Source organism: Pseudobacillus badius (assembly GCF_002189605.1).
In the GTDB taxonomy this organism is placed as follows: Bacteria; Bacillota; Bacilli; order Bacillales; family Domibacillaceae; genus Pseudobacillus; species Pseudobacillus badius.
On record NZ_MWMM01000001.1, the window covers coordinates 387,084 to 407,208 of the forward strand.

The 20,125-nt window shown below is 43.9% G+C and carries 25 protein-coding genes; all 25 read left to right on the top strand.

Translation table 11 applies throughout. From position 1 onward, the window contains the following. The first annotated feature begins 22 nt into the window (after positions 1-22). The 25 genes from hslV to flhB all read left to right on the top strand — a co-directional run bounded on the left by hslV (position 23) and on the right by flhB (position 20,108). On the top strand, positions 23-568 hold the full coding sequence (gene hslV, locus B1A98_RS01885) for an ATP-dependent protease subunit HslV (protein ID WP_063383509.1): 546 nt from the start codon (positions 23-25) through the stop codon (positions 566-568). Continuing rightward, positions 537-1,991 carry an HslU--HslV peptidase ATPase subunit gene (hslU, locus tag B1A98_RS01890; RefSeq protein WP_052475268.1) on the top strand — a complete coding sequence of 485 codons (1,455 nt, stop codon included), beginning with the start codon at positions 537-539 and terminating at the stop codon, positions 1,989-1,991. Before hslV ends, hslU begins: the two co-directional genes overlap by 32 nt. A gap of 116 nt (positions 1,992-2,107) precedes the next feature. Beyond that, positions 2,108-2,887 (top strand): GTP-sensing pleiotropic transcriptional regulator CodY, encoded by a 780-nt coding sequence (gene codY, locus B1A98_RS01895; protein WP_041099966.1) that lies wholly within the window; start codon positions 2,108-2,110, stop codon positions 2,885-2,887. A 390-nt stretch (positions 2,888-3,277) separates the two neighbouring features. Next, the gene (flgB, locus tag B1A98_RS01900; protein ID WP_063383510.1) at positions 3,278-3,670 is read left to right on the top strand and encodes a flagellar basal body rod protein FlgB; all 393 of its coding nucleotides are present in this window, start codon (positions 3,278-3,280) and stop codon (positions 3,668-3,670) included. 2 nt (positions 3,671-3,672) lie between these two features. Continuing rightward, entirely contained in the window at positions 3,673-4,131 is a 459-nt protein-coding gene (gene flgC, locus B1A98_RS01905; protein WP_063383511.1) for a flagellar basal body rod protein FlgC, read from the top strand. Positions 4,132-4,145: 14 nt separating this feature from the next. After that, complete coding sequence (fliE, locus tag B1A98_RS01910; protein WP_063383512.1) at positions 4,146-4,454, top strand: flagellar hook-basal body complex protein FliE; 309 nt, start codon at positions 4,146-4,148, stop codon at positions 4,452-4,454. 63 nt (positions 4,455-4,517) lie between these two features. Then, positions 4,518-6,104, top strand: coding sequence for a flagellar basal-body MS-ring/collar protein FliF (gene fliF / locus B1A98_RS01915; RefSeq protein WP_063383513.1), 1,587 nt, complete (start codon positions 4,518-4,520; stop codon positions 6,102-6,104). Positions 6,105-6,152: 48 nt separating this feature from the next. Next, positions 6,153-7,166: a flagellar motor switch protein FliG gene (gene fliG, locus B1A98_RS01920; RefSeq protein ID WP_041099974.1), complete on the top strand. Its 1,014-nt coding sequence runs from the start codon at positions 6,153-6,155 to the stop codon at positions 7,164-7,166. Further along, positions 7,159-7,938 carry a flagellar assembly protein FliH gene (gene fliH / locus B1A98_RS01925; protein ID WP_063383514.1) on the top strand — a complete coding sequence of 260 codons (780 nt, stop codon included), beginning with the start codon at positions 7,159-7,161 and terminating at the stop codon, positions 7,936-7,938. Before fliG ends, fliH begins: the two co-directional genes overlap by 8 nt. Continuing rightward, complete coding sequence (gene fliI / locus B1A98_RS01930) at positions 7,935-9,257, top strand: flagellar protein export ATPase FliI (RefSeq protein ID WP_063383515.1); 1,323 nt, start codon at positions 7,935-7,937, stop codon at positions 9,255-9,257. Before fliH ends, fliI begins: the two co-directional genes overlap by 4 nt. Before the next feature lie 2 nt (positions 9,258-9,259). Then, a complete protein-coding gene (gene fliJ / locus B1A98_RS01935; RefSeq protein WP_041099980.1) occupies positions 9,260-9,703 on the top strand; it encodes a flagellar export protein FliJ in 444 nt (147 codons plus the stop codon). A 9-nt stretch (positions 9,704-9,712) separates the two neighbouring features. Beyond that, complete coding sequence (locus tag B1A98_RS01940) at positions 9,713-10,327, top strand: MotE family protein (protein WP_082821607.1); 615 nt, start codon at positions 9,713-9,715, stop codon at positions 10,325-10,327. Positions 10,328-10,368: 41 nt separating this feature from the next. After that, positions 10,369-11,700 (top strand): flagellar hook-length control protein FliK, encoded by a 1,332-nt coding sequence (locus B1A98_RS01945; protein WP_063383516.1) that lies wholly within the window; start codon positions 10,369-10,371, stop codon positions 11,698-11,700. Between the two features lie 6 nt (positions 11,701-11,706). After that, positions 11,707-12,342: a flagellar hook assembly protein FlgD gene (gene flgD / locus B1A98_RS01950; protein WP_063383517.1), complete on the top strand. Its 636-nt coding sequence runs from the start codon at positions 11,707-11,709 to the stop codon at positions 12,340-12,342. Between the two features lie 147 nt (positions 12,343-12,489). Next, a complete protein-coding gene (gene flgG, locus B1A98_RS01955; protein ID WP_063383518.1) occupies positions 12,490-13,269 on the top strand; it encodes a flagellar basal body rod protein FlgG in 780 nt (259 codons plus the stop codon). A 60-nt stretch (positions 13,270-13,329) separates the two neighbouring features. Beyond that, entirely contained in the window at positions 13,330-13,551 is a 222-nt protein-coding gene (locus B1A98_RS01960) for a flagellar FlbD family protein (protein WP_063383519.1), read from the top strand. Next, complete coding sequence (fliL, locus tag B1A98_RS01965) at positions 13,541-13,993, top strand: flagellar basal body-associated protein FliL (RefSeq protein ID WP_041099990.1); 453 nt, start codon at positions 13,541-13,543, stop codon at positions 13,991-13,993. The genes B1A98_RS01960 and fliL overlap by 11 nt, the downstream gene beginning before the upstream one ends. A gap of 32 nt (positions 13,994-14,025) precedes the next feature. Further along, positions 14,026-15,027 (top strand): flagellar motor switch protein FliM, encoded by a 1,002-nt coding sequence (gene fliM / locus B1A98_RS01970; RefSeq protein ID WP_063383520.1) that lies wholly within the window; start codon positions 14,026-14,028, stop codon positions 15,025-15,027. Continuing rightward, a complete protein-coding gene (gene fliY, locus B1A98_RS01975; protein ID WP_063383521.1) occupies positions 15,020-16,213 on the top strand; it encodes a flagellar motor switch phosphatase FliY in 1,194 nt (397 codons plus the stop codon). The genes fliM and fliY overlap by 8 nt, the downstream gene beginning before the upstream one ends. Positions 16,214-16,234: 21 nt before the next feature. Next, a complete protein-coding gene (locus tag B1A98_RS01980) occupies positions 16,235-16,597 on the top strand; it encodes a response regulator (protein WP_041099994.1) in 363 nt (120 codons plus the stop codon). A 19-nt stretch (positions 16,598-16,616) separates the two neighbouring features. Then, positions 16,617-17,303: a flagellar biosynthetic protein FliO gene (locus B1A98_RS01985; RefSeq protein WP_082821609.1), complete on the top strand. Its 687-nt coding sequence runs from the start codon at positions 16,617-16,619 to the stop codon at positions 17,301-17,303. Then, the gene (gene fliP, locus B1A98_RS01990) at positions 17,296-17,961 is read left to right on the top strand and encodes a flagellar type III secretion system pore protein FliP (RefSeq protein WP_063383522.1); all 666 of its coding nucleotides are present in this window, start codon (positions 17,296-17,298) and stop codon (positions 17,959-17,961) included. Before B1A98_RS01985 ends, fliP begins: the two co-directional genes overlap by 8 nt. A gap of 12 nt (positions 17,962-17,973) precedes the next feature. Beyond that, entirely contained in the window at positions 17,974-18,243 is a 270-nt protein-coding gene (gene fliQ / locus B1A98_RS01995; protein ID WP_041099998.1) for a flagellar biosynthesis protein FliQ, read from the top strand. 4 nt (positions 18,244-18,247) lie between these two features. Further along, positions 18,248-19,024 carry a flagellar biosynthetic protein FliR gene (gene fliR, locus B1A98_RS02000; protein WP_063383523.1) on the top strand — a complete coding sequence of 259 codons (777 nt, stop codon included), beginning with the start codon at positions 18,248-18,250 and terminating at the stop codon, positions 19,022-19,024. 1 nt (position 19,025) lies between these two features. Beyond that, on the top strand, positions 19,026-20,108 hold the full coding sequence (flhB, locus tag B1A98_RS02005) for a flagellar biosynthesis protein FlhB (RefSeq protein ID WP_041100002.1): 1,083 nt from the start codon (positions 19,026-19,028) through the stop codon (positions 20,106-20,108). Positions 20,109-20,125 lie beyond the last annotated feature (17 nt).

Consider the following 20,125-nt stretch of genomic DNA (forward strand, 5'->3'; position numbering starts at 1 on the left):
GTAAAAGGAGGAATCAGAATTTATGGATCAGTTTCATGCTACTACCATCTTTGCTGTCCAGCACAAAGGCAAATGTGCCATGTCTGGAGACGGACAGGTGACCTTTGGCAATGCTGTCGTCATGAAACATACAGCGAGAAAAGTCCGAAAGTTATTTAATGGAAAGGTACTGGCCGGCTTTGCCGGATCTGTAGCCGATGCGTTCACGTTGTTTGAGCTGTTTGAGCATAGGCTGGAAGAGTATAATGGCAATCTGCAGCGGGCAGCAGTGGAGCTGGCTAAAGAGTGGCGTTCCGATAAAGTCCTGCGCCGTTTGGAAGCAATGCTGATTGTCATGGATCATTCGAATATTTTGTTGATCTCCGGAACAGGAGAGGTGATTGAACCGGATGATGGGCTTTTGGCTATCGGCTCTGGCGGCAATTTTGCTTTGGCTGCCGGGCGCGCATTGAAAACCTATTCCGGTGACCATTTAACCGCCAAGGAGATCGCGAAAGCGGCCTTGGAAATTGCTGGAGATATTTGTGTTTATACGAATGATCAGATTATCGTGGAAGAACTCGAATAAAGGAGTGAAGAGTTTGGATAGAAAATCATTGCAACTGACGCCCAGACAAATTGTGGAGCGGCTCGATCAGTACATTGTCGGCCAGAAAGAGGCTAAGAAAGCCGTAGCGGTAGCTTTGCGCAATCGTTACCGCCGCAGTTTGCTGAGTGAACAAATTCGAGACGAAGTCATTCCTAAAAATATATTGATGATCGGACCGACAGGGGTAGGGAAAACAGAAATTGCCCGCCGTGTCGCAAAGCTTTCGGGTGCTCCTTTTATAAAAGTGGAGGCGACAAAATTCACGGAAGTCGGTTACGTGGGCCGTGATGTAGAATCCATGGTACGCGACCTTGCAGAAACTTCAGTAAGAATTGTCAAAGAAGAAAGAATTCAATCGGTACAGGAGCCGGCCAGAGAAGCGGCGAACCGCCGGCTTGTTGAACTGCTTGTTCCGTCTAAGAAAAAAGCAAACAACATGAAAAATCCATTTGAGATGTTATTTGGCGGCAACGGACAAGAGCAAGGCAGTTCAGAAGAAGCCCATGAAGAGGCGTCGATCCGTGAGCAGCGGAAGCTCGTTGCAGATCGGTTGGCTCGAGGCGATATGGAAGAGGAAATCGTAACCATCGAAGTCGAGGAACAGCCGCCTTCCATGTTTGATATGTTCCAAGGCTCCGGCATGGAACAAATGGGAATGAACATGCAGGATGCCTTAGGCGGACTGTTGCCAAAGAAAAAGAAAAAGAGAAAGCTGTCTGTCCGGGAAGCGCGCGAAGTGTTGACCAATGAGGAAGCACAAAAGCTGATCGATATGGACGACGTCACACAAGAAGCAGTCAGGCGGGCTGAGCAAACCGGCATTATTTTTATTGATGAAATTGATAAGATCGCAGCCAAAGGCGCGGCCTCTTCGTCTGCCAGTGTATCGAGAGAAGGGGTTCAGCGCGATATTTTGCCGATTGTGGAAGGCTCCACGGTCGTTACAAAATACGGCTCAATAAAGACAGATCATGTTCTATTTATTGCTGCCGGTGCTTTTCACATGTCTAAGCCGTCTGATCTTATTCCGGAACTGCAGGGGCGTTTTCCGATTCGCGTAGAGCTTGGAAAGCTTTCAGTCGAAGACTTTGTCCGCATTTTGGTCGAGCCGGATAACGCTTTAATTAAACAATACGTAGCTTTATTAGAAACAGAAGGTATAGAAATTGAATTTTCTGACGATGCTATTAAAAGAATAGCAGAAATTGCCTTTGAGGTGAACCAGAGCACGGATAATATCGGTGCCCGCCGTCTTCATACTATCATGGAAAAATTACTTGAAGACTTGTCATTTGAGGCTCCTGATATTACCATGGAGAAAATCATGATTACTCCGCAATATGTCAATGAAAAGTTAGAAGCTATTTCTCGTGACAAAGATGTGAGCCAGTTTATCCTATAGAGTTTGGGTCAAACAGGCAACAGGGTACAAAGGAAAGTAAACAAACAATTATAAATTATAAAAAATATTGCATTGATCGGTAATAGATAGACCAGTCATTGTAGGAGGATTTAATTATGAATTTGCTAGAAAAAACAAGAAAAATTAACAAGTTGCTGCAGGATGCAGCAGGCAAGCATGTCAACTTCAAAGAAATGGCAGAATCTCTGTCCGACTTAATTGAGGCCAATGTATATGTTGTCAGCCGCCGTGGAAAATTGCTCGGCTTCGGTGTTAATCAGCAAATTGAAAACGAGCGGATGAAAAAAATGCTCGCAGAACGCCAGTTTCCTGAGGAGTATACAAAAAACCTATTTAATTTAGAAGAGACATCTTCCAATCTCGGCGTTGACAGTGAGTACACAGCTTTCCCTGTGGAAAATAAAGAGCTATTTAAAAACGGCCATACAACGATTGTGCCGATTAAAGGAGCGGGAGAGCGCCTTGGTACGCTCGTTCTGGCCCGTTTAGAAGAAAAGTTCCATGATGAGGATCTCATTCTTGCTGAATACGGCGCTACTGTTGTTGGGATGGAAATCCTTCGCGAAAAAGCAGAGGAGATTGAAGAAGAGGCAAGAAGCAAAGCGGTCGTGCAAATGGCGATCAGCTCCCTTTCTTACAGCGAATTAGAAGCCATTGAACACATTTTTGAAGAGCTGGATGGCAAAGAAGGATTGCTGGTTGCTTCGAAAATTGCTGACCGCGTAGGCATTACTCGCTCTGTTATTGTGAATGCCCTGCGGAAGCTTGAAAGTGCTGGTGTGATCGAATCCCGTTCTTTAGGGATGAAGGGTACGTATATTAAAGTACTAAACGATAAATTCTTGATGGAATTGGAAAAATTAAAATCAAACTAATTTAATAATTAATAAAAAATCGCCTGTTTTCGACAGGCGATTTTTTATGTTATTTTTTCATGAACATCAGGAAAATGGGAATTTTGTCATTTGTTCCTTTTGGGAATTTGTGATTAAATGTGTGTTAGTGATTGCTAATTATCTCAATATATGAGTAAATAAGACTAGATTTGTCATCTTTGTTAATCTTTTATTGTATTTTTATTGAATTTGTAAAGATGCGTCAAAATTAAACAAGATTTGTGTTATAGTTTCAAGCATAAGATTGAAAATAAACATAAATAGTGAAAAAACCTTTGTTTTTAAATTGAAGGAAAAAAAGGAAAAAAATGTTTGACTCTATGCTTGTTCGAGCAACTATTATTAACACGTTAGACGGAGTGGTGATTCATGAAGCTTTTTTCAGGTTCATTTAGTGCGATTGAAAAAGGGTTAGATTACTCTGCACTAAAGCAAAAAGTAGTAGCTAACAATATCGCGAATGCCGATACGCCCAACTATAAGTCCAAAGAGGTCAGTTTTAAAAAAATGTTCGATGAAACATTGGCTGATCAAATGGCTGCTTACCGCACAGACTCCCGTCACTTTTCTTTTCAATCCAGCCAAAATCACCCTGCTGTTGTGACGAATCGAAACCTCTCCTTTAATCAGAACGGTAACAGCGTTGACGTGGACAAAGAAATGTCGGACTTGGCAACAAATCAAATTTATTACAATGCGCTTGTCGATAGGATGAGCAGCAAGTTTAATTCTCTAACAAATGTCATCAAAGGGGGAAGATAACATTGACTATATTTCATAGCATGAATACAACTTCATCCGCCTTAACGGCGCAGCGTTTGCGCATGGATGTCGTCTCCTCCAATATGGCCAATATGGATTCTACCCGCGCGCGCCAAGTGAATGGAGAGTGGCAGCCATATCGAAGGAAAGCTGTCGTTCTTCAGCCTAAGCAAGGCGGTTTCGCCTCTTATTTAAACCAGGCAATGGGCCAGCAGAGCGGCGGGACAGGGAACGGGGTCAAAGTGACAAAAATCGTAGAAGATGATTTGACACCTTTTAAAATGATGTATGATCCGACCCATCCCGATGCCAATGGAGAAGGATACGTGCAAATGCCAAATGTTGATCCGCTGCGGGAAATGGTTGATTTAATGTCCGCTACCCGCTCGTATGAAGCAAATGTCACCGTATTTAACGCGTCTAAATCCATGATGATGAAAGCATTAGAGATTGGTAAGTAAAGGAGAATAAACAAATGGCGATTCAACCTATACAAGGGGTGACACCGTTTTTAAAAGCAGAAAGAGCAGAAGTGACACCTGATGTCACGCCTTACAAGGCTCAGCAAAATTTTGCCCACTTTTTAAAAAATGCAATCAATCAAGTGAGCCAGACAGAAGCACAGTCCAACACTTTGACAAGCAAGCTGGTCAAAGGGGAAGATGTCGACCTTCATCAAGTGTTAATTGCCGGCCAAAAAGCAAGTGTGGCCATGCAATTGACGATGGAGGTACGCAATAAGGCTGTGGAAGCTTATCAGGAAATTATGAGAATGCAAATGTAAAGGTAATAAACATAGAAAATGAAACACCCTATGAATTAGAAGCGACGTAACCGGGGGATTGTAATGAATGACACGATACGCCAACAATTAACAAGAATAAGAGAATACTGGAACAGCCGCACAAAAAAGCAAAAGTGGATCGGAATCGGTGCCTTTTTGCTTTTTGTCATAGCGATTAGCACGATTGTTCTTTTGATGACAAGAGAAAAGATGGTGCCGCTGTACAGTGAGCTTGCTCCGACAGAAATAGGGGCTATCAAAGAAAATTTGGACGGCCGGGGCATCAAGTATGAAATTACCGAGGGAGGGACCGGAATATTAGTCCCAGAGGAAACCGTCGATTCACTGAAAGTGGATTTAGCGGCAGAAGGGCTGCCGAAGTCCGGCAGCATTGATTACGGATTTTTTAGTGAAAATGCCGGGTTTGGCATGACCGACAATGAATTTAACATTCTCAAGCTGGATGCTATGCAAACCGAGCTTGCCCATTTAATTACAGGCATCGAGGGAGTAAAAGATGCGAAAGTGATGGTCAATCTTCCGGAAAAGGATGTATTTGTAAGAGAAGATGGAGAGAAGGCATCTGCATCGGTCGTGCTGAAAACCGAACCGGGATATCAGTTTGATCAAAAGCAAATCAAGGCGCTTTATCATCTTGTTTCAAAAAGCGTACCGAATCTGCCGGCTGAGAATATTGTCATTATGAATCAAAATTTTGAGTACTATGACCAGCAGGACAGCGGAGACTCTGTATTTGGCAATGAGATGGTTCAGCAAATGGAAGTGAAAAAGAAGATCGAACGGGATATCCAGCGTCAAGTGCAAAGTATGCTCGGTACACTGATGGGACAAGACAAGGTTGTAGCATCGGTTACAGCTGATATTGACTTTACCCAAGAAAACAGGGAAGAAAACTTAGTTACACCTGTAGATGAAGAAAAAATGGCTGGTATCCAAATCAGCGCTCAGAGAATTACTGAAACTTTTACAGGGGACGGAGCACCGGCGGGAGGCATTCCTCAAGGGGAAGATCCGGCTGATGCACAAGGCTCCACTTATATGGAAGGAGCAGGCGGTTCGGGTGACTATGAACGCTCCGAAGAAACAATCAATAACGAAGTGAACCGCATACGCAAAAAAATTACAGAAAGTCCTTATAAAATCCGGGACTTAGGCATTCAGGTAATGGTGGAGCCTCCGAAAGCAAACAACGCCGATTCTCTGCCTCAAGAACGTGTAGATGATATCCAGCAAATGCTTGGGACAATCGTCCGTACGTCCATCGATAAAGGCTATAATCAGGAATTGACGGATCAAGACCTCGAAGAAAAAATTTCTGTTTCTGTCCAGCCATTTAAAGGAAAAGCGACATTTGCTGAAGAAAAACAGCCATTTGTGCCTTGGTGGGTATATGTGATCGGTGCTGTGCTGCTTGTCATTATTGGAGTATTAGTCTTCCTTATTTTACGTGCGAAACGCCAAGAGGAAGAAGAGGAATTCGAAGAGGATATCGAGCCGGCTGAGCCGCTTGCTGATATTAATGAAATAGAGACGGAAGGTTCGGCCCGCAGAAAGCAGCTGGAGAAAATGGCGAAAGAAAAGCCTGAAGAGTTTGCTAAACTTCTCCGATCCTGGCTGTCTGAGGATTAAGAGCAAGCTGTGTGCGAATGATAATGTGTTGAATAGGAGGAATGCAGTATGGCTGTGAGAGAAAAAAAGCTAACAGGAAAACAAAAAGCGGCCGTTCTTCTTATTTCTCTCGGTCCGGATGTTTCGGCTTCTGTATACAAGCACTTGTCAGAAGAAGAGATTGAACGTCTGACGTTAGAAATATCAGGAGTGAAGAAAGTTGATGCAGAGGCAAAAGAGGAAGTGTTTGAGGAATTTCACAATATTGCTCTTGCCCAAGATTACATCACCCAGGGTGGAATTGGCTACGCCAAGACAGTACTTGAAAAGGCACTTGGCAAGGACCAAGCGCAAAACATCATCAATCGGCTTACTTCTTCCTTGCAGGTCAGACCTTTTGATTTTGCGCGCAGAGCGGAAGCAAGCCAGATTTTAAACTTTATTCAAAATGAACATCCGCAAACGATTGCTCTCATTCTTTCTTATCTTGATCCGCAGCAGGCTGGTCAAATTCTTTCAGAGTTGCCTCAGGATGTACAGGCAGATATTGCAAGAAGAATTGCTATTATGGACAGCACCTCTCCGGAAATTATTAACGAAGTCGAGGCGATTCTAGAGCGCAAGCTAAGCGCTACAGTAACTCAGGATTATACACAAACAGGCGGAGTCGAGGCGGTTGTAGAAGTGCTGAACGGAGTGGACCGTGCAACTGAAAAGACAATTCTTGATTCTCTCGAAATCCAAGACCCTGAACTTGCTGAAGAAATTAAAAAGCGGATGTTTGTCTTTGAAGATATCGTGACCTTGGATAACCGCTCCATTCAGCGTGTCATTCGTGACTGTGAAAATGAAGATTTGCTGTTATCGCTAAAGGTTTCCAGCGAGGAAGTCAAAGAAGTTGTTTTCCGCAATATGTCCAGTCGAATGGTCGAAACCTTCAAGGAAGAAATGGAGTTCATGGGACCTGTGCGTCTGCGTGATGTAGAAGAGGCGCAGTCGCGCATCGTAAGCACTATCCGCAGACTCGAAGAAGCCGGTGAAATCATTATCGCCCGCGGCGGGGGAGATGACATTATTGTCTAGAATTATTAAATCCTACCGCACGGAATGTATCGGTGCAGCCGATAAAGAAATAAAAGTAAAAATATTTCATACGCCGCTCCAAGATTTGAGCGAAGAAGCCCCCCCTGCCCAAGCTCTTTACTTTGAGGAAGAGAGAGAAAGGGTGTTGCGGGAAGCAAAAGAGGCAGCCCGCACAATCATTGAGCAGGCGGAACAGCGACGCCGAGAAGTAGAGGAACAAATAGTCAGCGATCAGCAATTCTGGGAGACAGAAAAGCAAGAGCTAACTGAACGGGCTTATGCAGAAGGTTTTCAAGCGGGGCAGGAACAAGGCCACAAAGCAGGCTATGACGACTATAAATCATTGATTGAAACGGCCAAAGAAACGGTTGAATGCTCAAAACAAGAATATGCACTCAACGTTCAACGCTCTGAAAAACTGATTCTAGATATTGCGGTTAAGTCGGCCGAAAAAATTATTGCCCAGAAGCTGAAAGAGGACGAGGAAGCTTTTTTGCCGATCGTTAAGCAGGCTTTAAAGGACATGCCCGACCAGAAAGAATTACAAATACATGTTCACCCGTCTCATTACTCGTTAGTTGTGAGCCAAAAAGAAGAAATTGACGCCATGTTTCCGGTTGATACACTTTGCTATATTTACCCGAATGAAAAGCTGGAGGAGGGCGGCTGCTACATTGAGACAAGCCATGGGCGAATCGAAATCGGCCTGGACAGTCAGCTGCAGCAGCTGAGAAAACAGCTATTTGAACTTCTTGAAGGTGAAGAAAATTGAAGTTATCCAAGCTTGTCCAAAAAATTAGCAGTCTTGATACGTATAAACGTTACGGCCGCATCAAGCGGGTTGTCGGTTTAATGATTGAGTCCCAAGGACCGGAATCTTCAATCGGCGATGTGTGTGTGATTTACCCGAATGGCTCGGCTAACGGCCAAGTCATCCATGCGGAAGTGATTGGCTTTAAGGATGAGATGGTTGTCCTCATGCCTTACAGTGACATTAGTGACATTTCTCCTGGCAGCCTGGTGGAATCTTTAGGGCATCCGCTGGCTGTGAAAGTCGGTCCTTCCCTTATTGGAAAAGTAGTCGATTCAATGGGGGAGCCGATGGATGGAAGCTCTCTTCCAAAAACACTGACTTCTGTCGGCACCGAGCAAAGCCCGCCTAATCCGCTCAATCGACCGCCGATCAATGACCGTCTTGAAGTAGGCGTGCGTGCAATTGATAGTATGCTGACGGTAGGAAAGGGCCAGCGAATTGGGATTTTTGCCGGAAGCGGTGTCGGAAAAAGCACGCTGCTTGGCATGATTGCCCGCAACACCGAAGCCGATTTGAATGTTATTGCCTTAATTGGAGAGCGCGGGAGAGAAGTAAGAGAGTTTATTGAACGTGACCTTGGCCCGGAAGGCCGCTCCAAGTCAATCGTTGTGGCAGCCACATCGGATCAGCCCGCTTTAATGAGAATTAAAGGAGCGTTTACCGCAACGGCTATTGCTGAGTATTTCCGGGATAAGGGTTTAAATGTCATGCTAATGATGGATTCTGTCACACGGGTAGCTATGGCTCAGCGCGAGGTTGGCCTTGCTGTTGGTGAACCGCCGGCAACGAAAGGATACACACCTTCTGTCTTTGCAATTTTACCGAAGCTGTTAGAGCGAACAGGAACAAATGAACACGGCACCATTACCGCGTTTTACACTGTGCTCGTCGATGGCGACGATATGAATGAACCGATTGCTGATGCAGTCCGGGGGATTCTTGACGGCCATATTGTTCTGGATCGCGCTTTAGCTAACAAAGGACAGTATCCGGCTATCAATGTATTAAAAAGTGTCAGCCGTTTAATGAGTCATTTGGCATCTGAAGAACATAAGCAGGCGGCGATTCATGTAAGAGAGATGATGAGCACCTACTTGAATTCAGAGGATCTTATCAATATTGGCGCCTACAAAAAAGGATCGTCTGCTGACATTGACCGCGCCATGGAATATTACCCTAAAATCATTTCTTATTTAAAGCAGCGGACGGATGAAAAAGTTTCCTTGGAAGAAAGTGTAGCGGCTCTTATTCAATTAGCTCAAGGGAGAGAAGGCTGAAGATGGCATACAGTTACAAATTCCAAAAGATCTTGCAATTGAGAGAACGTGAAAAGGAAGAAACGCAAACCCTTTATAACGAATCGCTTAAGCAATTTGAGAAAGCAGCTGAAAAGTTATATGCCCTCTTAAAAAAGAAGGAAACCTTAATTGACTTTCAGGAAGCCAAGATGGTCAGCGGCTTTTCCATCCAAGAAATTCAGCACTATCAGCTGTTCGTTTCCAATCTTGAGCAAACAATTAGCTATCAGCAGCAAGTAGTCATTAATGCCCGCAATAAAATGCAATGGCATGAGCAGCAGCTTCAGGAAAAAAACATAGAGGTAAAAAAATACGAAAAAATCAAAGAGAAAGATTTTGAGAGGTTTAAAGAAAGCTTGTTGGAAGAAGAAAATAAGCAAATGGATGAAATCTCAGCCATTCAATTCATGAACCGTGGAAATTAGGTGAGAGTCTTGGCAAAGAAAAGAGAATTCGTGGAAATAGAAGAAGAAAAAGGATATGGCGTATTTCAATGGATTCTTTTTGTTCTTGTGATTCCATTGTTATTCGCAATCACTGTTGCCTTAATCGTCATGACAGTGGCGGGTGTAAATGTATTTGAGAAGGCAAAGGAAATCGGCAGCCATGTGCCTTTTGTTTCGAGCCTCATAGACGACGGCGGGTCAGCTGACAAAGGCGGCCAGACGGATAAGGAAAAAATTGTTTCCTTACAAGCAGAAATAAAAAACAAAGAGGCAAAAATTGAGCAGCTTGAAAAAAATCTAAAGGCATCAGATAAGAAAATGGAGGATTTGTATACGGAAAAGGATCGTCTTGAAATTGAGCTTGAAAAGCTGAAAGAGACAGATGATGCAGCCGTCGCTGAGGAAAAGCAAGATAATCAGTTAATTAGCACATACGAATCTATGTCTCCTAAAAACATTGCGAACATCCTGGTGAATTTATCAGATAATGAAGCGGTGAAAATCCTGTCAGAAATGAGTACAGAAAAACAGGCGGATATTTTAGAGAAGCTTCCTCCAGAAAAAGCCGCTAAATATACAAAACTACTTTCTGGTGTTTCTTAAATAAGAGACAGCCGATGATTACAGAAGCAAGGGGGTGTCAGATGATGATGCAATTGGTAAACGCGCTTCCAGTTCAAAAGAATACAGCGCAACCTTCTGCAAATGAGCCGGCTGCTTCAGCTGCAGATTTTAAATCGCTTCTTGCAGGACAGCAAAACGGTCAATCAGTTCAAAGCGGTGCGGCTAATCCGGCACAGGAAAGGCTCACTAATGAAAAACAAACAGCTGAAGCCTTGAGTATTGAAGGAATTGCAGATATACCGGAAGCTATCAGGGCCATTGCAAAGGAATGGATGGCGGACGGCAAATTTCCTTCCTTTGAGGAGCTTGCTGCTTTTTTAGGAATGAGCACAGCGCAGCTGCAAGAAAATATCCAAAGGCTAATCGGACAAATTTCCCACTTGGCAGATGCAGAACAAACCATTCTGCCAGCGGAGGAACGAGTGGATGGCGGTCAAAGTCAGCAGGAAGAACAGCTGCCGCCTGTCTTGTCCGGGAATGAAGAGTTTGCTTCTTTACTGCAGGCGGTCCAATCGCTAGCTGCTGTACCGGCCGAGAAATGGACAACACTTGATGAAAAGGCGGTCCAAACGGTTCTAACAGCCGGCAAGCTGTTGCAACTGCTTGGAGAACAAGCAGACAGTACAGCAAAAGACCTTTCCTTTCACGCAGCTATCAAAAACTCTATGAAAGAAATTGCCGATAAGCTCGATAAACTGCTGGTTCAGCCCCAGACAAGCAATCGGACAATGATTATACAAAGAGCGTTTCAAAACTTTTTGCAGCCGCATTCTGCTGGAAAACAAGCACCAGCGGCTGAACCAGAAGACGGACAAGTGCAGCAAAAGCTGCCGGCTGCTCCATCCGGAAAGGAAGGCACGGTACATATGCCGTCATTCTTTCATCAATTGGGACGTACGGAAACCTTTTCCTTAAGCGTTCACACAAATCCGCGGCCTATGAATATGGAGCAATTTATTGAGAAGTTTTCACAAGTTCTTGGAAATTCTAATTTGGTCAAAATGCCAAACGGCACAAAGCTGCTGATTAGGCTTTATCCGGAGCAGCTTGGCAGTCTGCGCATAGAATTGCTGCAGCAAAACGGCATGATGACAGCCAAGATTTTATCCTCAACTTCTGCAGTGAAGGAATTATTTGAACAGCATGTAAGCAGCCTGAAGCACGCTTTTGGCCAGCAAAACATCAATGTGGACAAAATTGAGCTGACATTCAGCCAAGCAGAACCGCAAAAGTTTGATCGCCAGCAACAGCAGCAGCAATCCCGGCAGCAGCAGCAAATGGCGCAGCCGACAGAAACGGATGACGAGCCAGCTGAGAACTTTCAGGACTTATTACTCAATATGGAGGTGTAGAGGCCTATGGCTAAAATCGATCCAAGTTTGTATTTGGAAAATAACAGACCGAAGCCGAACACAGGAAACAGCTCTCTTGGAAAAGACGAGTTTTTAAAAATTTTAATGAAGCAGCTGCAAAATCAGGACCCGCTCAGCCCGATGGAAGATAAGGATTTTATTGCACAAATGGCGACATTTTCTTCCTTAGAGCAAATGACGAACATGGCCTCCTCCTTTGATAAGTTTCTGCAAATGCAGCACACGTCGCAAATGATCAGCTACAACTCGTTTGTCGGCAAGGAAGTCACCTGGCACAAAATTGTGGAGAGCACTGAACCGGGCGGAGAATCAGCTGTTCAAACGGGAACTGGCACAATCACCTCTATTCAATTTAAGGGAGACGGCGTCCAGTTTATATTAGCAGATGGCACGGTTTTAGAACCGGCCAATATTTCGGAAGTAAAGGGCGGCTCTGCCGGCAGCGGAAACTCACTGGTTGACGCCAGCCACTTAATCGGACATAAAGTAACTTGGAATAAAGAGGGAGCCGAGCAAACAGCAGTGGTGAAATCTGTATCCATGAAGGACGGCGCTATTTGGCTCCAGCTTGATAATGGTGAAAAAATTAGTTCTTCTGACCTAATAAGAGTTGAAAGATAAATAAATTTTTAGGTAAAATATCATCGTACATATCGATCGAAAACACTCTCGGCCGATAAAAGTTGAGAAGCAGACAGATGGTCAGTCCATTGAAAAGAACGAATCAAATCTTGTAAAGCAAGATTCATTCGAAAGGGGAAAATAATCATGCTACGTTCAATGTACTCAGGAATCAGCGGAATGAAAGGCTTTCAAACGAAATTAGATGTTATTGGAAACAACATTGCCAACGTAAACACCTATGGATTTAAAAAAGGCCGTGTCATCTTTAAAGATATGATCAGCCAGCAAATTTCCGGAGCCAGTGCAGCAACAGCCAATAGAGGGGGAACAAACCCGAAACAGGTTGGACTAGGCTCTTCTCTGGCAGCGATTGATACGGTTCACACTGAGGGAAGCACCCAAACGACAGCTCGTCCTCTTGACTTAGCGATCGCCGGCGACGGATTTTTTGTTGTCCAAGACGGCACTAATCGTTATCTGACAAGAGCTGGTAACTTTTACCTTGACAAAGCTGGAGACCTTGTAACCAGCGATGGACTATACGTTTTAGATACGACAGGAAACAAAATCAATATTCCATTAAATAGCAAAAGCTTTAGTGTTGGTTCAGATGGAAAGATTGTTATTGTTGATAGCAATGATCAGCGAGTTGAAAAAAATCCGATCGCTATCGCTACTTTTTCTAATCCAGAAGGGCTGGAAAAAGTAGGGCAAAACTTGTATCGAACCACTACTAACTCTGGGGATATACAAAATCCATTAACCGGAGGAACGGTTGTTTCCGGTACACTCGAAATGTCTAACGTGGATCTGTCCGAAGAGTTCACAGAGATGATCGTAGCTCAGCGCGGTTTCCAAGCGAATACTCGCATTATTACAACGTCAGATGAAATTCTTCAGGAGCTTGTGAATCTGAAGCGTTAACGGGGATTTGTAAATGAAGGAGGTGCCAGGGCGAAGCGGCCGCTTCAGCCCTGAAATCGATTGATTAATGTAACGAGATTAAATGGCAAGCCTTTTTCGCTGAATGCCCTTTATATTGAAACAATTGAAAGTTTCCCGGATACAACGATTACGCTTTCCAACGGGAAGAAGTACCTGGTGCGTGAGAATGAAGCGGAAGTAAGACAGCGGATAGAGGAATTTTACCGCCGGGTGCATGTATTGGGGAAAATGGAGCAGGGAGAGATGACAAATGGAGACTGAAGCAAAGTCCGGAAAAGGTGATAATAAGCTGCTGACAGTTATGATCGTGATGCTGACAGTGATCTTATTGATTGGCACGGCTGCGATTATCATCATTTTGAAGTCTTCTAAAGAAAGTAAAGCAGAAGCGCCAAATATTGACGAGGTGATAGAGTCATCAGTGGATATTCCAGAGCTGACAACTAATTTGGCGTCGGATGATTACATTCGCATTTCCTTTAAGATTCAAACAGACAGCAAAAAAGCAAAAGAGGAAATGACCAAGCGTGATTTTCAAGCGAAGAACATTATTATTGAACAGCTTTCCGAAATGAAATCCCAGGATCTAAAAGGGAAAAAAGGCAAGGAGCAATTAACGGGCCAGCTAAAGGATCAGTTAAATGACATTATGCAGGACGGCAAAGTGCTTGACGTGTACATCACCTCTTATATTATTCAGTAACACATGACAATCTATTTGATGGAGGTGACAGTATGTCGGGAGAGGTTTTATCGCAGAATGAAATAGACGCCCTGCTGTCCGCCCTTTCTACAGGGGAGATGGATGCTGATGAGCTGAAAAAGGAAGAGCAGGAAAAGAGAGTTAAAGTTTACGATTTTAAAAGGGCGCTTCGTTTTTCCAAAGATCAAATCCGCAGCCTTACACGGATGCATGACAACTTTGCCCGTATTTTAACGACGTTCTTTTCAGCCCAGCTGCGGACATTCGTGCAGATTTCGGTCGCCTCAACGGATCAAATTCCCTATGAAGAATTCATCCGTTCCATCCCCAATATGACCGTACTTAATGTATTCGAGGTTCCGCCTCTAGACGGCCACGTTCTGATGGAGGTAAATCCGAATATTGCTTACGCGGTTTTAGACAGATTGCTTGGCGGTCGCGGGGAAAGCATAAACAATATTGAAGGATTGACAGAGATAGAAACAAAGATTATGTCCAGTGTATTTGAACGGGCATTTGAACATTACCGGGAGGCGTGGTCTAATATTGTTGATATCGACCCGCTGATGACAAACTTCGAGGTAAATCCGCAATTTTTGCAGATGGTATCTCCGAATGAAACAGTGGTTGTGATATCATTGGATACGACTATCGGTGAAACGACCGGGATGATCAATATTTGTCTCCCGCATGTTGTTTTAGAGCCGGTTATACCAAAACTTTCTGTTCATTACTGGATGCAAAATCCTGACAGAAAGGAAAGGGAGCCGGAAGAAATTGCAAACTTACAAAAACGGATTCAAAAAGCAGAAGTTCCAGTTGTGTCAGAGCTTGGCGGAACGAGCATTACCATTGAAGAATTTTTGGCGCTTTCCATTGGAGATGTTATCGAGCTTGAAAAGCGTATCGATGAGCCTTTAATTGTAAAAGTGAGCGATATTCCAAAGTTTACGGCGCAGGCTGGAAAGTTGAATAAAAAAATGGCAATCCAAATTCTTGATGATTTCAAGGGGGGAGATGAGGATCATGGGTGACGGCATGCTTTCTCAAGAAGAAATTGATGCCTTGTTAAAAGGCACAGCAGATGAAAATAAAGAGAGCGAAGAAGTAATAGAACCGACTGCAGTAGACACCGAAATGTATGTCGACTCTTTCGAGCAGGATACCCTCGGCGAAATCGGTAACATTTCATTTGGAAGTTCGGCTACAGCATTGTCCAGTTTGTTAAATCAAAAAGTAGAGATTACTACGCCAACCGTTAGCATTATTGACCGGCAGAATTTAAAGAATGAGTTTCCTCACCCTTATGTAGCCATTGAAGTGGAATATACAGAGGGATTTACAGGAGCGACGAACCTGCTCGTTATTAAACAGACAGATGCAGCCATTATCGCCGATTTAATGCTTGGAGGAGACGGTACAAACCCGGATGCGACTTTAGGGGAAATTCAGCTGAGCGCTGTACAGGAAGCGATGAATCAAATGATGGGTTCGGCGGCAACGTCAATGTCCACAATTTTTAATAAACGCGTGGATATTTCACCGCCTTCGATCGGTTTAATGGATTTGAATGTAGGAAAAGGCGAAGAGACCATCAATAGCCAAGAGCTGCTTGTGAAAATCTCTTTCCGGCTGACGATCGGCAATTTAATTGATTCCAATATTATGCAGCTTGTTCCATTGGAATTCGCCAAAGGGCTCGTTCATGAATTAATGAACCCTTCAGTGAAAGAACAAGCAGCAGCAACAGAAATGATGGAAGCTCCTAAAGCACAGCCAGAGCCGGGCAAGCCACTCCAAAGCGCTGTTCAGCCGATGCCGTCTGCTTCGCCTGAACAGAATCAGCCGCCGATGCAAACGAACAGGCAACAGGCGAGTGCAGCGGTACAACAGCCAGCTGTCAATGTCCAGCCTGCTTCTTTTGCGTCATTCGAGCCGGCACCGCTGCAGGAGCATGAAGCCCGCAATTTAAATATGCTGCTGGATATTCCATTACAAGTAACTGTAGAGCTCGGAAGAACAAGCAAATCTGTGAAGGATATTCTTGATTTGTCTGCCGGGTCTATCATTGAATTGGATAAATTGGCAGGTGAACCGGTTGATATTCTTGTCAACAGCCGGCTGATAGCTAAAGGAGAAGTAGTAGTTATTGAAGAAAACTTCGGCGTTCGAATTACAGATATCTTAAGTCAGAGCGACCGTTTAAAAAATTTAAACTAATTTATTTGGGGGTTAGTGACTATGGGAAACCGCATTCTAGTTGTAGACGATGCTGCGTTTATGCGCATGATGATTAAAGACATTCTTACCAAGAACGGATTTGAAGTCGTCGGGGAAGCATCTGACGGGGCACAGGCCGTTGAGAAATATAAAGAGCTGAAGCCTGATTTAGTCACAATGGATATTACCATGCCTGAAAAAGATGGAATCTCCGCTTTGAAAGAAATCAAGGCAGATGACCCGAATGCCAGGATCATTATGTGTTCTGCTATGGGGCAACAGTCAATGGTTATTGACGCCATTCAGGCAGGAGCCAAGGACTTCATTGTCAAACCATTTCAGCCTGACCGCGTCATTGAGGCAATCTCCAAAACACTAGCATAAGCTTAAGAAGGTGCATTATTTGATCAGACAACTTTTTAAGCCTTTCGCTTTCATCCTCTTCACTATGGCTCTGTTTGCAGGCAATGTTTCTGTCGCGCAAGCAGAGCCATTTGACAATAACGTGAAGGACTGTTTGCAAAGCCCTGAAAAATGCGGGCAGCAAAAAGAACAGCCGAAGAAGGAAAAGCAAGGCAGCCAAAACCAGCAATTAGAAGCCGAGAAGACAGTGGGAGTAACAATTTGGGATTTTGTAAAAATGATAGGTGCGTTAATTTTTGTCCTTGCTCTTATTTATTTTTTACTCCGTTTTGTTAACCAGAAAAGCCGTTCTTATCAGCAATCGAAATTAATCCAGCATTTAGGGGGGACTCCGCTTGGAGGCAACCGGTCGATCCAGATGGTGAAAGTTGGCGACAGGATCCTTATTGTCGGAGTCGGGGAAAACATTGAATTGCTCAAGGAAATTAATGACGAAACCGAATTAGCCCGCTTTGTTGACCACTATAATAACCAAGCTGAGCAAATGCTTCAGCCGCAGGATATAGTAACAAGGCTGATGAATAAGCGAAAAGGAAAAGAAGAGGGGGACAATGAAAAGCAGGATCCCTTTAAACAAATACTAGCAGGAAAATTAAGCGAGCTGAAACAATCGCGCCAGCAAGCCATTTCTAAAATGAACAACAGGGAGAAGAAGCAAGATGAATGAGTTTATGGAGTTTTTTAATAACAGTTCTCCTGACAATGTATCAACATCGGTTAAGCTCTTCCTGCTGCTGACCGTGCTGTCGCTTGCACCAAGCATTTTAATCTTAATGACCTGTTTTACCCGCATTATCATTGTGCTGTCGTTTGTCAGATCAGCGCTTGCCACACAGCAAATGCCGCCGACGCAAGTATTGATCGGTCTTGCGCTGTTTTTAACCTTTTTCATTATGGCACCCGTGTTCCAGGAAATAAATGACGAAGCGCTCACACCGTTATTTAATGAAGAGATTAACCTGGAGCAGGCATACGACAAAGCCAGCATCCCTTTAAAAGATTTTATGAGTGAGCATACGAGACAGAAGGATTTAGAACTGTTTTTAAATTATTCGGGGGCTGAGCGTCCTGAAACGGTGGAAGACATTCCTTTAACCTCGCTTGTTCCGGCGTTCGCTTTAAGTGAAATTAAAACGGCCTTTCAAATTGGTTTTATGATTTTTATTCCATTCCTCGTTATTGATATGGTCGTTGCCAGTATTTTAATGTCGATGGGAATGATGATGCTTCCGCCGGTTATGATTTCTCTTCCTTTTAAGATTCTGCTCTTCGTTCTTGTTGATGGCTGGTATTTAGTCATCCAATCTTTGCTGAAAAGCTTTTAAGTAGGTGGAACAATGAATTCTGAAATGGTTATTTCCCTGGCAGAAAAAGGGGTTTATACAACAATTATTGTTTGCGGCCCGCTCTTGTTAATTGCGCTTGTCGTTGGGCTGGCAGTGAGCATTTTTCAGGCGACAACGCAAATTCAGGAGCAGACGCTGGCATTTATTCCGAAGATTGTTGCCGTTTTAGTCGGATTAATTTTCTTCGGGCCATGGATGCTCAGCAAAATGCTTTCTTACACGCTTGATATATTTACGAATTTAACTAGATTTGTAGGTTGATGGAATGGAAGAAATAGTACCTCATTTTTCTGTCTTATTATTAATTATCGTCCGGGTTTCCACTTTCTTTATAACCATGCCGTTATTCTCTCATCGAGCCATACCGGCGATGCACCGAATTGGCCTGGCTGTTCTGCTTGCCTGGATGATGTATTACACGATGGATGTCGGCCCGCTTGAGATTGACGGCAGATACTTTTTGCTGATTTTAAAGGAAGCGCTTGTCGGTTTGCTCATTGGCTTATCTGCTTATATGATGGTGGCGGCTATACAAATTGCCGGAGGGCTGATTGACTTTCAGATGGGTTTTGCTATCGCCAATGTGATTGACCCGCAATCCGGGACACAAAGTCCGCTGATGGGGCAGTACTTGTATATGTTTGCTTTATTATTACTGCTGGCGCTCAATGGCCATCATTTAATGCTAGATGGCATTTTTTACAGTTATCAATATGTTCCTATTGATCAGCTGTCACTTCATTTCGATAGCGGCAGCCTTGCCGGATATATGAGCCGGGCGTTTAGCTCGATGTTTTTGATCGCTTTTCAAATGTCTATGCCTGTGGTAGCCACGCTATTTTTAGTGGATGTTGCATTGGGGATCGTGGCTCGGACGGTGCCGCAGCTAAACATCTTCGTAGTGGGGTTTCCGGTGAAAATCGGTGTCGCATTTATCGTCATGACGGTCGTAATTGGGCTGATGTTTACAGTGATTCAAAAGCTGTTTGAGCTGATGCTGTATACGATGCGTGATGTGATGTCGCTGCTGGGAGGGGTCTAGATTGGAAAATTTGAAACTAGATCTCCAATTTTTCGCCGGGGAGAAAACAGAAAAAGCCACGCCGAAGAAAAGGCAGGATTCCCGTAAAAAAGGGCAAGTGGCCAAAAGCCAGGATGTGACGACAGCGGTCAGTTTACTAGCGTTGTTTGGCTTTTTATTTGTCGGAGCTTCGTTTATAGGAAAAGGCATTCTTCATCTATTTCAGCATTCATTACAGTATTATCTTACGATGCCAGTTACGGAGGCTAATTTGAAGGTCATTGTTCTCGAAATTATGGAGCAGCTGGTATATATACTAGGCCCGGTAATGCTGGTGGCTCTTCTTGCCGGACTGGTAGCGAACTACATGCAGGTAGGGTTTTTGTTCACGGGAGAACCGTTGAAGCCCAAGCTTGAGAAGCTGGATCCGATTAAAGGATTTAAAAGAATTTTTGCTGTCAGAGCTTTGGTGGAACTGCTGAAGTCGATGTTGAAAATCACCTTTGTTGGCGCTATTACGTTTTTTATTCTCTGGTCAAATATTGAGGACGTGCTAAAGCTGTCATTTAAGTCCACGGCGGATGCGTTGCAAACTGTTGGAATATTGACATTGCAGATGGGGGCGGCCGCTTCCGCCGCGCTGCTTTTTCTGGCACTTCTTGATTTTTTATATCAAAAGTATGATTTCGAGAAAAGCATCCGCATGTCCAAGCAGGATATTAAAGATGAATATAAAAACATCGAGGGTGATCCGCTCATTAAGTCGAAAATTAAACAGCGCCAGCGGGAAATGGCGATGGGCCGGATGATGCAGGAAGTGCCACAGGCGGATGTTGTCATTACGAATCCGACCCATTATGCAATCGCCTTAAAATATGATGAAGAGCAGGCAGATGCCCCGGTCGTCGTAGCAAAAGGGGTGGATTACCTTGCTCAGAAAATAAAGTATATCGCCGGAGAGAATGAGGTTGAGTTAATTGAAAACCGACCGTTGGCAAGGGCACTTTATGACCAGGCGGAAGTAGGCCAGCCGATTCCGGAAGAGTTTTTTAAAGCGGTGGCTGAAATTCTGGCGTATGTCTACCGAATAAAAAATAAATTGTAAGTTTTGTTGTTGGGAGA

Excerpts from the sequence above, each read along its gene's own strand:
- flgG (WP_063383518.1), top strand. The coding sequence starts at position 12,490 with ATGCTACGTTCAATGTACTCAGGAATCAGCGGAATGAAAGGCTTTCAA.
- hslV (WP_063383509.1), top strand. The coding sequence starts at position 23 with ATGGATCAGTTTCATGCTACTACCATCTTTGCTGTCCAGCACAAAGGC.
- fliJ (WP_041099980.1), top strand. The coding sequence starts at position 9,260 with ATGGCATACAGTTACAAATTCCAAAAGATCTTGCAATTGAGAGAACGT.
- fliP (WP_063383522.1), top strand. The coding sequence starts at position 17,296 with ATGAATGAGTTTATGGAGTTTTTTAATAACAGTTCTCCTGACAATGTA.
- B1A98_RS01945 (WP_063383516.1), top strand. The coding sequence starts at position 10,369 with ATGATGATGCAATTGGTAAACGCGCTTCCAGTTCAAAAGAATACAGCG.
- fliY (WP_063383521.1), top strand. The coding sequence starts at position 15,020 with ATGGGTGACGGCATGCTTTCTCAAGAAGAAATTGATGCCTTGTTAAAA.
- fliG (WP_041099974.1), top strand. The coding sequence starts at position 6,153 with ATGGCTGTGAGAGAAAAAAAGCTAACAGGAAAACAAAAAGCGGCCGTT.
- fliF (WP_063383513.1), top strand. The coding sequence starts at position 4,518 with ATGAATGACACGATACGCCAACAATTAACAAGAATAAGAGAATACTGG.
- fliQ (WP_041099998.1), top strand. The coding sequence starts at position 17,974 with ATGAATTCTGAAATGGTTATTTCCCTGGCAGAAAAAGGGGTTTATACA.
- fliE (WP_063383512.1), top strand. The coding sequence starts at position 4,146 with ATGGCGATTCAACCTATACAAGGGGTGACACCGTTTTTAAAAGCAGAA.
- codY (WP_041099966.1), top strand. The coding sequence starts at position 2,108 with ATGAATTTGCTAGAAAAAACAAGAAAAATTAACAAGTTGCTGCAGGAT.
- fliM (WP_063383520.1), top strand. The coding sequence starts at position 14,026 with ATGTCGGGAGAGGTTTTATCGCAGAATGAAATAGACGCCCTGCTGTCC.
- flgB (WP_063383510.1), top strand. The coding sequence starts at position 3,278 with ATGAAGCTTTTTTCAGGTTCATTTAGTGCGATTGAAAAAGGGTTAGAT.
- fliR (WP_063383523.1), top strand. The coding sequence starts at position 18,248 with ATGGAAGAAATAGTACCTCATTTTTCTGTCTTATTATTAATTATCGTC.
- flgD (WP_063383517.1), top strand. The coding sequence starts at position 11,707 with ATGGCTAAAATCGATCCAAGTTTGTATTTGGAAAATAACAGACCGAAG.
- fliL (WP_041099990.1), top strand. The coding sequence starts at position 13,541 with ATGGAGACTGAAGCAAAGTCCGGAAAAGGTGATAATAAGCTGCTGACA.
- B1A98_RS01980 (WP_041099994.1), top strand. The coding sequence starts at position 16,235 with ATGGGAAACCGCATTCTAGTTGTAGACGATGCTGCGTTTATGCGCATG.
- hslU (WP_052475268.1), top strand. The coding sequence starts at position 537 with ATGATCAGATTATCGTGGAAGAACTCGAATAAAGGAGTGAAGAGTTTG.